This is a genomic window from Streptomyces sp. NPDC096176, assembly GCF_044763255.1.
Taxonomy (GTDB): Bacteria; Actinomycetota; Actinomycetes; order Streptomycetales; family Streptomycetaceae; genus Streptomyces.
The window spans coordinates 26,186-38,792 of the sequence record NZ_JBIWFV010000005.1 but is presented as its reverse complement, the minus strand read 5'-3'; the positions used below and the strand labels follow the sequence as shown (position 1 = coordinate 38,792).

The 12,607-nt window shown below is 69.2% G+C and carries 10 protein-coding genes; 4 read left to right on the top strand and 6 right to left on the bottom strand.

Annotated features, from left to right (window positions below):
- The first annotated feature begins 96 nt into the window (after window positions 1–96).
- Window positions 97–600, top strand: a complete 504-nt coding sequence (locus ACIQ7Q_RS14910; protein WP_403860683.1) for a CGNR zinc finger domain-containing protein — start codon at window positions 97–99, stop codon at window positions 598–600.
- Between the two features lie 63 nt (window positions 601–663).
- Here the strand turns inward: ACIQ7Q_RS14910 and ACIQ7Q_RS14905 are convergent, their stop codons facing one another.
- Window positions 664–2,007, bottom strand: coding sequence for a UDP-glucose dehydrogenase family protein (locus ACIQ7Q_RS14905; RefSeq protein WP_403860680.1), 1,344 nt, complete (start codon window positions 2,005–2,007; stop codon window positions 664–666).
- A gap of 187 nt (window positions 2,008–2,194) precedes the next feature.
- Here ACIQ7Q_RS14905 and ACIQ7Q_RS14900 point away from each other — a divergent pair, with 187 nt between their 5' ends.
- The gene (locus ACIQ7Q_RS14900) at window positions 2,195–3,352 is read left to right on the top strand and encodes an acyl-CoA dehydrogenase (RefSeq protein WP_356630643.1); all 1,158 of its coding nucleotides are present in this window, start codon (window positions 2,195–2,197) and stop codon (window positions 3,350–3,352) included.
- A gap of 96 nt (window positions 3,353–3,448) precedes the next feature.
- On the opposite strand, the gene ACIQ7Q_RS14895 is transcribed toward ACIQ7Q_RS14900, so the two are convergent.
- A complete protein-coding gene (locus ACIQ7Q_RS14895) occupies window positions 3,449–4,180 on the bottom strand; it encodes an NADPH-dependent F420 reductase (RefSeq protein WP_403860677.1) in 732 nt (243 codons plus the stop codon).
- Between the two features lie 95 nt (window positions 4,181–4,275).
- Complete coding sequence (locus ACIQ7Q_RS14890; protein ID WP_403860674.1) at window positions 4,276–5,550, bottom strand: LCP family protein; 1,275 nt, start codon at window positions 5,548–5,550, stop codon at window positions 4,276–4,278.
- A 108-nt stretch (window positions 5,551–5,658) separates the two neighbouring features.
- Between ACIQ7Q_RS14890 and ACIQ7Q_RS14885 the strand changes: the two genes are divergently transcribed.
- Window positions 5,659–6,207, top strand: a complete 549-nt coding sequence (locus tag ACIQ7Q_RS14885; protein WP_403860671.1) for an acyl-CoA thioesterase — start codon at window positions 5,659–5,661, stop codon at window positions 6,205–6,207.
- Window positions 6,208–6,241: 34 nt separating this feature from the next.
- Here ACIQ7Q_RS14885 and ACIQ7Q_RS14880 read toward each other — a convergent pair whose 3' ends face one another.
- Entirely contained in the window at window positions 6,242–7,729 is a 1,488-nt protein-coding gene (locus tag ACIQ7Q_RS14880) for an LCP family protein (protein WP_403860669.1), read from the bottom strand.
- A gap of 110 nt (window positions 7,730–7,839) precedes the next feature.
- Here ACIQ7Q_RS14880 and ACIQ7Q_RS14875 point away from each other — a divergent pair, with 110 nt between their 5' ends.
- The gene (locus ACIQ7Q_RS14875; RefSeq protein WP_403860666.1) at window positions 7,840–8,868 is read left to right on the top strand and encodes a glycosyltransferase family 2 protein; all 1,029 of its coding nucleotides are present in this window, start codon (window positions 7,840–7,842) and stop codon (window positions 8,866–8,868) included.
- 63 nt (window positions 8,869–8,931) lie between these two features.
- On the opposite strand, the gene ACIQ7Q_RS14870 is transcribed toward ACIQ7Q_RS14875, so the two are convergent.
- Together ACIQ7Q_RS14870 and ACIQ7Q_RS14865 are read right to left on the bottom strand one after the other, a co-directional pair.
- On the bottom strand, window positions 8,932–10,629 hold the full coding sequence (locus tag ACIQ7Q_RS14870; RefSeq protein ID WP_403860664.1) for an LCP family protein: 1,698 nt from the start codon (window positions 10,627–10,629) through the stop codon (window positions 8,932–8,934).
- A 51-nt stretch (window positions 10,630–10,680) separates the two neighbouring features.
- On the bottom strand, window positions 10,681–12,468 hold the full coding sequence (locus ACIQ7Q_RS14865) for an LCP family protein (RefSeq protein ID WP_403860661.1): 1,788 nt from the start codon (window positions 12,466–12,468) through the stop codon (window positions 10,681–10,683).
- Between the last annotated feature and the right edge of the window lie 139 nt (window positions 12,469–12,607).

Sequence of the window (12,607 nt, the reverse complement as noted above, 5' to 3'; positions counted from 1 at the left end):
GTCTTCTCCTCGATGGTCACCATGGTAGTTACCGCTACCAGCCTCTAACGGGTAACGGTTACTGCATGCTCCCGCATAAGAGGTAACGTCGCAAGCATGAATGACAGGGCTTCCGCACCCGGCGGCCTCGCGCTGGTCGAGGCCCTGGTGAACACACTGGACATCGAGACGGGCGCGGACACCCTGGACACGCCCGAAGGCCGAGCGCGCTTCGACCTCACGGAGACGGACGTCCCCGCGGCCCGCGAGCTGCGCGAGGCTCTGCGCGCCGCCTGCCTGGCCCACGCGGGCCACGGCGTCTCCACCGTGCTCGACACGCTCCTGTCCGAGGCCCCGTTGCGTGTGGCCATCGCCGCCGACGGCTCGGCCGGCCTGCGCCTCCTCGGCCCGCCGACGCTGCTCTCGCGGATCGCCGAAGCCATCGCGGCGGCCGCCGCGGACAGCACCTGGACCCGCCTCAAGGCATGTGAAGCCCAGGACTGCCAGTGGGCGTACTACGACCGCAGCCCGGCGGGCCGCAGCCGCTGGTGCTCGATGTCCGTCTGCGGCGCCCGCGCCAAGATGCGCGCATACAGGGCCCGCCGCGCCGCATCCGGCTGACCCGGTGGGACTCCTTGGCCGTTCATCGCACGGCAGCCCCGCCAGGCGTTCGGAAAAGGGGTGTTACGCCCGCGGGCGCCCCATCGCGCGGTACGTCCACCCGGCCTCGCGCCAGGCCGCCGGGTCCAGCGCATTGCGGCCGTCGAGGATGATCGGCGACGACACGACCGTCGCCAGCTCGGCCGTGTCCAGCTCCCGGAACTCGCGCCACTCCGTCAGGTGCAGCACGACGTCCGCGGCCCGTACCGCCTCGCGCGCGGACTCCGCGTAACCGAGCGTCGGGAAGAGCCGCCGCGCGTTCTCCATGCCCTTGGGGTCGTACACCGTGACCTGGCCGCCCTGGAGATGGATCTGGCCCGCCACGTTCAGCGCCGGCGAGTCCCGGACGTCGTCCGAGTCCGGCTTGAACGTCGCGCCCAGCACCGCCACCCGCTTGCCCAGGAAGGAGCCGCCGCCGACCGCGTCCCGCGCCAACTCCACCATGTGCCCGCGACGGCGCATGTTGATGGAGTCGACCTCGCGCAGGAACGTGAGCGCCTGATCCGCGCCCAGCTCACCGGCGCGCGCCATGAAGGCGCGGATGTCCTTCGGCAGACAGCCTCCGCCGAAACCGACGCCCGCCCGCAGGAACTTCTTCCCGATCCGCTCGTCGTAGCCGATGGCCTCCGCCAGCTTCAGCACATCGCCGCCCGCGGCCTCGCACACCTCGGCCATCGCGTTGATGAACGAGATCTTGGTCGCCAGGAACGAGTTCGCCGCCGTCTTCACCAGCTCCGCGGTCGGGAAGTCGGTCACGACGAACGGCGAACCCTCGCCCACCGGCGTCGCGTACACCTCCCGCAGCAGCTTCTCCGCGCGCTCGCTGTTCACGCCGACCACGATCCGGTCGGGGTGCAGCGTGTCGTCGACCGCGAAGCCCTCGCGGAGGAACTCCGGGTTCCAGGCCAGCTCCACGTCCACACCCGCCGGGGCCGTCCTCGCGAGCATGGCGCCCAGCCGCTCCGCGGAGCCGACCGGCACGGTCGACTTGCCGACGACCAGCGCGGCGCGCTTCAGGTGCGGCGCGAGCGACGCGAAGGCGGCGTCGACGTACGACATGTCGCAGGCGTACTCGCTCTGCTTCTGCGGCGTGTTCACACACACGAAGTGGACGTCGCCGAAGTCGCCGGCCTCCTCGTACGAGGTGGTGAACCGCAGCCGTCCGCTGGAGCCCTCGATGCCTGCGACGTGCTTGCGCAGCAGGTCCTCGAGGCCGGGCTCGTACATGGGGACCTTGCCCGCCGCGAGCATCTCGATCTTCTCGGGAACGACGTCGAGGCCCAGGACCTCGAAGCCCAGCTCCGCCATGGCCGCGGCGTGTGTGGCGCCGAGGTATCCGGTGCCGATCACGGTGATCTTGAGGGCCATGGGGTGCTCCAGTACGACGCGGGCCGGGGACGTGCGGGGCCGAGCATATCCGGGGCTTTGCGGGGCACCCCACAGCACGCGTCGCCCACCGCCCCGAGCTGTCGGCAAACTCACGTATGCCTGCGCGAGGAGAGGCGTCTAAAATTCGAATACTTAACGGTAGTTAACACCTTGGGGAGTGAGAGTCTTGGCAGGATCGGCCGACTTCGATCTGTATCGCCCGTCGGAAGAGCACGACATGCTCCGTGAGACGGTCCGCTCCCTCGCCGAGGCGAAGATCGCGCCGTTCGCGGCCGCGGTGGACGAGGAAGCACGCTTCCCGCAGGAGGCCCTCGACGCGCTGGTCGCCTCCGACCTGCACGCGGTGCACGTCCCGGAGAGCTACGGCGGCGCGGGCGCCGACGCGCTCGCCACGGTCATCGTGATCGAGGAGGTGGCCCGCGTCTGCGCGTCCTCCTCCCTCATCCCGGCCGTGAACAAGCTCGGTTCGCTCCCCGTGATCCTCTCCGGCTCCGAGGAGCTGAAGAAGAAGTACCTGGGACCGCTCGCCAAGGGCGACGCGATGTTCTCGTACTGCCTCTCCGAGCCCGACGCCGGCTCCGACGCAGCCGGCATGAAGACCAAAGCGGTCCGCGACGGCGACTTCTACGTCCTCAACGGCGTGAAGCGCTGGATCACCAACGCCGGTGTCTCCGAGTACTACACGGTCATGGCCGTGACCGACCCCGAGAAGCGCTCCAAGGGGATCTCCGCCTTCGTCGTCGAGAAGTCCGACCCCGGCGTCTCCTTCGGCGCCCCGGAGAAGAAGCTCGGCATCAAGGGCTCCCCGACCCGCGAGGTCTACCTCGACAACGTCCGCATCCCCGCCGACCGCATGATCGGCGCGGAGGGCACGGGCTTCGCCACGGCGATGAAGACCCTGGACCACACCCGCATCACCATCGCGGCCCAGGCGCTGGGCATCGCCCAGGGCGCCCTCGACTACGCCAAGGGCTACGTCAAGGAGCGCAAGCAGTTCGGCAAGCCGATCGCCGACTTCCAAGGCATCCAGTTCATGCTCGCGGACATGGCGATGAAGCTCGAGGCAGCCCGCCAGCTCACCTATGCGGCCGCCGCCAAGTCCGAGCGCGGCGACGCGGATCTCACCTTCCAGGGCGCGGCGGCGAAGTGCTTCGCCTCCGACGTCGCGATGGAGGTCACCACGGATGCCGTCCAGCTGCTCGGCGGCTATGGCTACACCCGTGACTACCCCGTGGAGCGCATGATGCGCGACGCCAAGATCACGCAGATTTATGAAGGCACGAATCAGGTTCAGCGGATCGTCATGGCGAGGAACCTGCCGTAATCTCCGGCGCGTACAAGATCGCTTCGGTCAACGAGCCGGCGCCCCTGCCGTCATCGGCAAGGGCGCCGGCTCTTTTCCTGCATGCCCTCGGGGCGGCTATCCGCGGAACGCCTCCGGCCGTTGCGGCGACGCCTCGTCCAGCGCCTTGGTGACCGCCTTCACACCGCCGCGCAGCCCGTAGACCGGGGTGCCGGGCTGCTGCCGCCAGGAATCGTCCGTACCGCCCGCGTCCACCGTGTCGAAGCCGATCTCGTCGATCAGCTGCCGGACGACCGCCTTCGCCGCCTCGTCGTCTCCGGCCACGGGGATCGCGATGCGGTCGAGGTGGCCGGCGGGCAGTGCCCTGTCGACGATGTCCTGCGCATAAGTGCCGTTGAACGCCTTGATCACCGGATGCCCGATCTGCCGCTCGGTCCAGCGGCTCTCGGTCAGGCCCTCGTCCTCCACACCGGCGATCCGCCCGTCGCGTTCCCTCGGGTAGTAGTTGCCCGTGTCGATGACGGCGAGGTTCGCCGCGGCCTCCGCGAACAGCCCGGAAGGCAGGTCGGGGACGTTCTTGAACGGGATGGTCACCACCACCACGTCCGCCCCGCGGGCCGCCTCCTCCACGCGGACCGGCTTCGCCCCGGTCTCCTCGACCAGCGCGGTGAGCGTGTGCGGCCCGCGCGAGTTGGCCACGGAGACGTCGTGGCCGAGGGACGTGAGCCTGCGGGTGAGATTGCCGCCGATGTTGCCGGCGCCGATGATGCCGATCTTCATGGGATGCCCTCCGTTGCCGATGCGACATGACGTCGCACTCGCTGCAACCCCGGTTCGCACGCGACCCATTCCCGTACGTCCGGCGTGACGCCAGGACGGTGCCGCTCAAGCGAAAGGGCCCGCTGGAAACCGCCGCGTGCGGTGCGGGCCCTGCGACGTGGTCGTCACTTGTCGCTGACGGTGACCTTCTCGTCGTTCTGGATCTGCTTCACCAACTGCTGGACCTTCGTCTTGTCCCACACGAGGTTGCCGCCGTTGCTGCCCGAGGTCGGCATGTTCATCGAGGTGCCCTCGCCGTCCGTGACGCCCTTCATGGCGAAGAACATCTCGCCCAGGTCGAACAGGGACATGTCCTTGTCGACGATCAGGGTGTCCAGGCCCGCGCCCATCACGGGGTACAGCTTGAACGGGTTGAGGACCGTGCCCGGCGTCGCGGCCTGGCTGGCCATCGCGGACAGGAACTTCTGCTGGTTCTTGGTGCGCGCCAGGTCCGACTCGGCGAAGGCGTACCGGGTGCGGACGAAGGCCAGGGCCTGCTCGCCGTCGAGGGTCTGCTTGCCGGCTTCGAAGTCGGCGCCGGACTTCTTGTCCTTGAAGCCCTTCTCGATGTTCATCTCGACACCGCCGAGTGCGTCGACGATGCCCGCGAAGCCCGCGAAGCCGATCTCGGCGTAGTGGTCGATGCGCAGACCGGTGTTGTGCTCGACCGTGCGGACCAGCAGCTCGGGCCCGTCCTCCGCGTAGGCGGCGTTGAGCTTGACCCGCCGGCCGGTGCCCTGGAACGTCTTGCCGGACTCGGAGCCGACGAAGGTCGGTATCTCGACGTCCGAGTCACGCGGCAGCGACACCATGGTGTTCCCGCTGGAGCAGGCCGCGAGGATCATCATGGAGTCGGTGCGCTTGCCTTCGGCCGAGCCGGTGCGCAGCCTCTTCTTCTCCTCGGCGGACATGCCCTCACGGCTGTCCGAGCCGACGATCAGATACGTGGTGCAGTCGCCTTCCTCGGGCCGCTCGACGACCTTCGAGAGGTCGACCTCGCGCCGCACTTTGGAGTCGGCCCAGAAGTAGGTGCCGATGGACGTGGCGAGGACGGCGACGAGCAGGAGGATCGAGCCGACCTTGAATCTGCGGCGCCAGTCCGGCGCCGGGCCGGGCTGCCTGGGCGGCCGGCCCTGCGGGGGGATGCCGGCGCCTCCGCGGTCGGTCCCGCCGTAGACCTGGCCCGTGTTGTAGCCGCTGTCGTAACCGGGCTCCGCGTAGCCCTGGTCGTAACCCCGCTGCTGCTGCGGGGGAACCCCGCCGTGCTGCGGTGCGGCCGGTCGCTGGACGTGGCGCATGACGCGCGCGCCCTCGGGCTGCGCACCGGCGCTGCCGCGCCCGTAGCCGCGGCCTCTGCCGTTGCCGCCGTTGTCCGTCCGTCCATCGGGCCAGTCATTCATGCGGAACAGTGTGCAGGGCGCGGCAGCCGGTCAGACAGGGCGGGTGGGGAATCGCACCAGGGCTGTAGCGAAGCTGATGCATTTCCGCCCCGGCATATGGTGGGCGCCATGACAGATCAGGCCCCGCGCCCGGAGGACGAAATTCCGGGTAAACCCACTTCGGCATCCCGTACCACCCTCAGCCACATCATGACCGGAAGTGACACGAATCTCCTCGGCACCGTGCACGGAGGCGTGATCATGAAACTGGTGGACGACGCGGCGGGAGCCGTCGCGGGCCGGCACTCGGGCGGGCCCGCCGTCACCGCCTCGATGGACGAGATGGTGTTCCTCGAGCCGGTCAGGGTGGGCGACCTGGTCCATGTGAAGGCACAGGTCAACTGGACGGGCCGGTCCTCGATGGAGGTCGGTGTGCGCGTGCTCGCCGAGCGCTGGAACGAGTCGACGCCGGCCCAGCAGGTCGGCAGTGCCTATCTCGTCTTCGCGGCCGTGGACGCGGACGGCAAGCCCCGGCCCGTACCGCCGGTCGTTCCGGAGACCGAGCGGGACCAGCGGCGCTACCAGGAGGCGCAGATTCGGCGTACGCACCGGCTGGCCAGGCGCCGGGCGATTCGGGAGCTGCGCGAGAAGCGCGCGGCGGAGGGCATGGACGGCTGAGCCGCGACGCCCCGGGCGCCCTCCGGCCGGGCGGCTACGGACAGACCACCTGGTCGCCGGTCACGGCGCCGAACTCCCCCTGGTGCGGCGTCTGCGTCCGCACCGGTGTGACGGAGGTGAAGTCGGTCCCCGCCGTCACCTTCAGCATCGGCCCCTGGCCCTTCACCGGGCGCAGTTCCGCACCGGGCAGCGCCGCCTGGAGCGACTTCGCCGAGCGGTCCCAGCGAGGGTCGTACGTCACGTACGTGCGCTCCACCTGGCCGCCTCCGCCGTCCGCGGGGGCCCGGGTGGTGTCGAAGCCGATGGCGTCCAGGGCCTTGTCGACCTTGGTGCCGAGTCCCTTGATGCCGGTGCCGTTGTAGACCTGCACCTGGATCCGGTCGGGGGAGACGTCGACCACATCGGCCTTCTGCCGCTTCGGCCGGTGCGGCGCCAGCGGCCGGTCGTCGCGCAGCAACGCGAAGAGCTTCTCCGCTTTGGCCGTGTCCCACTTCACGGTGGAGCCGACGCCCGGGACCAGGTAGCCGACGTCGCCGACGGGTACGGACGTGAACTCGGACGACGCGGGTGAGAAGCCCCGCATGGCCCTGCCGAGAGCGAGCATCTCCTTGGTGCCGAAGCCCTTGTCGGCGCGGACCGAGCCCAGCATGGTGGAAGAGATGTGACGGAACTTCACGGGATTGAGCAGGACCCGGCTGCTGGTCGCCCGGTCGACGAGAGCGGCCAGGAAGCGCTGCTGGCGCTGCATACGGCCGAGGTCCGCGGCCCCGTCGATATGGCGTGAGCGCACATACTGCAGCGCCTGCCCGCCGGTGAGCTTGTGTGTGCCGACCGGTAGATCCAGGCCGGTGTACGTGTCCTTCATCGGCCGGGTGGTGCAGACCTCCACCCCGCCCAGCGCGTCCACGGTCTTCATGAAACTGGTGAAGTCGATCTCGAGGTAATGGTCGATCTTCACCTTGGTCATGTGCTCGACCGTCCGGACGGTCAGGCCGGGACCACCCTCCGCGTAGGCGGCGTTGAGCTTCACGGGATGCGGCTTGTGGTGCTTGCCCGTGGTGATGTCCGTGTGCTCGGGGATCTCCGCGTAACTGTCCCGGGGGAGGCTGACCACGCTGGCGCGCTCCCGGTTCCGGGAGATGTGCACGAGCATGATCGTGTCGGTGCAGTTGCAGGGCGCACCGCCGAGCCGGTACTTCTGCTTCTGCTCCGGCGTGATCTTGTCGCGGGCGTCCGTGCCGACGATGAGAACGTTCATACCGCGGCCCTCGTCCGGCCGGTTCTTCATGTCACTGAAGGGGTCGACCCGAGCGATTTCGGTGTCGAGGCTGGAGACCACGGCGTGTCCGATGCCGCCCACTCCCAGCACCAGCACCGAGAGAGTTGTCACGAACCGAGGACCCCAGCGCGGACGCCCGTCCTGGCGCGGCCGTCCTCCCTGCCGCGACGTCCGCCGCGCGGCGGGCCGTGCGGTGCCGGGCTGCGGGGCCTTACGGGGGCGGGGGCGGGGCGGTGAGGGCAAGAGGACACCTCCGCGGACGACAGGGGATTCCCCGCACCGTAGGCCGATACGATCTGTGTCCACCGGCCGCCGCGCCTCACAGTCCCCCGTTCGCGGTAACGTGGCGGACGATGAACGCCACGCCCGCTGTCTCCGTGATCATGCCGGTCCTCAACGAGGAGCGGCATCTCCGCAATTCCGTCCGTCACATCCTCGAGCAGGACTACGACGGCGAGATGGAGGTGGTGATCGCGCTCGGACCGTCCACGGACCGCACCGACGAGATCGCCGCCGAGCTGGTACGCGAGACCGCTTCCAACGAACGAGCCCGTGTCCATACGGTGCCCAACCCGACCGGTCGCACCCCGGCCGCGCTGAACGCCGCCATCAAGGCGTCGAAGCACCCGATCGTGGTGCGTGTCGACGGCCACGGCATGCTGTCGCCCAACTACATCGCGACCGCGGTTCGTCTCCTGGAGGAGACCGGCGCACAGAACGTCGGCGGCATCATGCACGCCGAGGGCGAGAACGCCTGGGAGGACGCGGTCGCGGCCGCGATGACCTCCAAGGTCGGTGTCGGCAACGCCGCGTTCCACACCGGCGGCAAGGCCGGCCCGGCGGAGACCGTGTACCTGGGCGTCTTCCGCCGGGAGGCGCTGGAGCAGCAGGGCGGCTACAACGAGGAGTTCGTCCGCGCCCAGGACTGGGAGCTGAACTTCCGGATTCGGGAAGCCGGCGGCCTGATCTGGTTCTCGCCCGAACTGAAGGTCCAGTACCGCCCGCGGCCCTCCGTGCGGGCGCTCGCCAAGCAGTACAAGGACTATGGCCGTTGGCGCCATGTCGTCGCCCGCTACCACCAGGGCTCCATCAACCTCCGCTACCTGGCTCCGCCGACGGCCCTGTGCGCCATCGCCGCCGGTGTCGTGGTGGGCGCCGCGCTGACGCCGTGGGCCTTCGTCGTCCCCGCCGGCTACCTCGCGGCGATCACCGCCGGCTCGGTGCCCGCCGGCAAGGGCCTCCCGCTGAAGGCCCGGCTGCAGATCCCGGTGGCGCTGGCCACGATGCACATGTCGTGGGGGTACGGCTTCCTGACGAGCCCGCGTTCGCTGGCGAGGAAGGTCATCGCGAGCAAGAGGCCGTCGGTCAGGGCCGCCGTCTGATACCCGCACGGACACGAGGAAGGGCCCGGTCGACGCGACCGGGCCCTTCTCCGTCCCGGGCTGCTACCAGGTGAAGCCCTCCTGCACCGGCATGCACGCCTCGTCGTTGTCGCCGCGGAGGACGTTCGCCGTGTCCGGGGTCTTGTTGTCGGGCTTGGCGTTCGACTTCGGGTAGGTGTCGCCCTTCCGCCAGTCCGCGCCGACGATCAGCTGGATGCCGGTGGCGTCCGTTGACCTCTTCACCGAACTCATGGGAATACCCAGGGACTTGGCGACCGCCTGTGCGTCGCCCTCCAGTTCGGCGTTGGAGTACAGCACGATCGTCGTCTTCTGCGGGTCGAGCGTGCTGTCGGCCTTGGCGCCGGCGAAGCCCTTGTCGGCCAGCATGTCCGTCACGGCCGTCGCCCGGCCGCGTTCGGCGATCTGCCCGTCGCCGCCGGTGCCGTTGCGCACCATGACGGCGATCTCCGCGGGGACATCGGCGGGGTCCTTGGACTCGGCTGGTTCGGCCGGGGGCTTCTTCGGCCCCTTGCCGTCCAGCGGGGTGTCCTCGCGCACCATCCGGAACAGCTTCTCGGCGTCACCCGGCATGGGCTCCACCTTGCCCTTGAAGCGGGCCTCGGGCCGCTGGCTGTAGACGTTCGGCATCGTCGTCATCGTGATGCGGGAGGTCGGGACGCTCTTGAGCTGTGTGCCCAGGTCGTACAGGTCCTTGACGGTGTTGATGCCCTTGTCGACGGTGAGCGCGTCGATGGCCGCCTCCGCGAGCTTGCGCAGCTTGTTCGGGTCGGTGAGCTTGGTGTTCCTGCGCAGCTCGCGGACCATCGAGTTCATGTACATGTGCTGACCGTGCGCACGGGCGAGGTCGGTGCCGTCGTCGAAGCCGTAGCGGGTACGCAGCCACTGCAGCGCCTGCTCGCCCTTGATCGGCGTGGTGCCCTTCTCCAGCTTCAGGCCGGAGCCCTTGCCGTCCCAGGCGCGGGAGTGGATGTTCTCCTCGACGCAGACCGGGACGCCGCCTATCGCGTCGGCCATCGAGACCACGCCCGCGAAGTCGATCATCATGAAGTGGTCGATGGTGATGCCCGTGAGTTCGTACCAGGTTGCCACCGCGCATCCCGGCCCGCCACGGCCCAGTGACTCGTTGGTGAGCGCGAGTCGGGTGGCGGGGAAGGTCTTCTTGGTGTCCGGGTCGGTGCACTCCGGGATGTCCACGAGTGTGTCCCGCGGCATGCTGATGACCGAGAGGTTGCTGCGGTCCGCGGACAGGTGCAGCAGCATCTGGACGTCGGCGAGCGGTGGCGCGCCGAACGTTTCCTTGGCGCCGCCGAGTTTCTGGTTCGCCTTCGAGTTCCGCGCGTCGGAGCCGATCAGCAGGATGTTCAGCGGTGTCTGACCGGCAGCGTTCGCCTTGTGGTCCGGCATCGCGTCGCCGAGCGTCAGGTCGTCCTTCTTGAGCTTGCTGTTCAGATGCTCGTAGTAGAGGTAACCCGCCCCGGCGGTGCCGAGCACCAGCACCGACACCGTGATCGCGATGCCGCGGAGTATCCGGCGCTTGCCGCGCTTCGCGCGCCGCCGCGGACCACCGCGCCGGTGGCCGTCGCCCGCAGCATCCGGCGCGCTGTCCTCGTCGTCCGGAGCCGTACGGCTGCCGGGGACACGCCCGGTCCCCTCGCCGTACAGCTCGTCGTCCCAGCCGAGATCGCCGGGCTCCGCAACGTGCTCCCGGGTCCCCTCCCCACGCACGCTGTTCTGTCCCACCCCTGGTTCCCCCCTGTTGTCAGGCCGGCCGCATGAGCCGTTCCTACGGCGTCACTCGGCGCACACCTTCTTGTCTGCTTCGACTCGCGTCACGTCGTCCGGCAGCTTCGCCGGACCGGTGATGGGCACCCCTGCGCCCTTGAAATCGGGGCCGAGGGTCAGCGTCATGGCTTCCAGACCTTCCGCGTCCTCGGTGCCGGGCTTCAGCGCCGCGGCGGGCAGGCCCATCAGGTCCGCGAGCTTGCGGGCCTGGTCGGCCTGGTTCGGCGCGTACTCCAGTGTTGTCCTCGAGACCTTTGCCGGGGCGTTGCCCTTGTTGGCGGACTTGATGACGCCCTCGGCGTTCTGCAGCCAGTCGAGGGTCTTCTGGGCGGAGCCGGTGGGGCCGCCGCCGTTGAAGACATCGACGCGCACATCGGAGGCCTCGGCCCTGGTGCCCTCGAGGAGTGCGTTCTGCTTGTCCTTGGCAGCCTTCTTCTGGCCCTCCACCTCGGTGAGCGACACGTCCTCGCGGACCATGGCGAACAGCGACTCGGCCTTGGCGGTGTCGAGCACGACCGTGGCCTTGACCTTCTCCGCCGGGTTGTCGACCACCGGCACGGTGGCGAAGGTCAGGTTCTTCATGTCGAACTTGCCGAGCTCCAGACCGAGATCACGGAGCTTCATGACGTCGTCGATCTTGGAGTCGACGGTCAGTGCCTTGGTGCCCGCCTCGGCCAGGCTCACCAGCTTCGTCGGGCTGGTGAGCGTGTCGTTCGACTTGAGCTTGCGCATCAGCGAACTGAGGAACTGCTGCTGGATCTTGATCCGGTCGAGGTCGCCGCCGAACCCGACCGCGTGCCGGGTGCGTACGAACGCGAGGGCCTGTTCGCCCTCGAGGGTGTGGTCACCCGCCGGGAGGTTCAGCTTGGAGTCTTTGTCCTTCAGGTCCTTCTTGAGGCAGATCGGCACGCCACCGACCGCGGAGCTCAGGGTCTTGACGGCGTTGAAGTCGGCCACCATGAAGTGGTCCGGCTTGATTCCGGTGATCTCCGTGACCGTGCGCATCGTGCAGCTCGGCGTGCGGCCCCCCTGGCCGAGGCTGATGTTGAACCGGGTGCCGGGCGATCCCGGGATGGTCTTGGTGGTCCCGTCCTCCTGCGTGGTCGGGCAGTCCGGGATGTCGGTGATCAGGTCGCGCGGGATGCTCAACGCCGTCGCGTTGGTGCGGTCCTTGGACACGTGCAGCAGCACGGTGGTGTCGGCGTGGCCCGCGCTGTTCCTGTCGCCGTAGCCCTCGTTGCCGTCGCCGGTGCGCTTGTCCGTGCCGATCAGCAGGATGTTGATGGCCCGGTCCTTGCTGAAGCCGCCGGTGCCGGCGCCGTCGTCGGGGACAGAGGTGATGTTCGAGTTGAGGTGCTCGAGGTACAGGTAACCGGCCGCGGCGGTGCCGACGAGCACGAACGCCAGGGTGCCACCCGTCCACAGCAGCGCCTTCTTCTTGCGCGTCTTGGCCTGATTGCGCTTGCGCCGGCCGGCCTGCTGCTGCGCGGCCCGGCCGCCGGAGGCGTCACCGGCGCGGCGGCTGCGCTGGCCGGGAACCTCGGGGGCCGGCGCGGCTGTACGGCGCCGGGAGCCGGAGCCGACCGACGCGGTCTGCGCCACGGCGTCGCGACGACTGCCCGCGGCTCCGGCCCCGGACTCGCGAGGGCCCGAACCTCTCGAGGACCCTCTGGAGGACGGAACCGACTGCGGTGCGGATTGGTCCAGTCGCAGTTCGTAGTTGCCGGTCTGCGGGTTGAGTACCCACTGGTCGGCGGGGTCGATCTCGTCCGCCCGCCCACGGCTTTGCGCGTCCACGGTTGCTTGAGTCCTCCGTCGGTGCCACGCGAGGCGCCTCCCCCCGAAAGGCGCTCGGTCCTTCGATCCAGCAGTGCGCGACACAGGGTCGGAAGCACCGGATCGCGTCACACTATCCGCCCAGTTCAGCGTCGAGCGA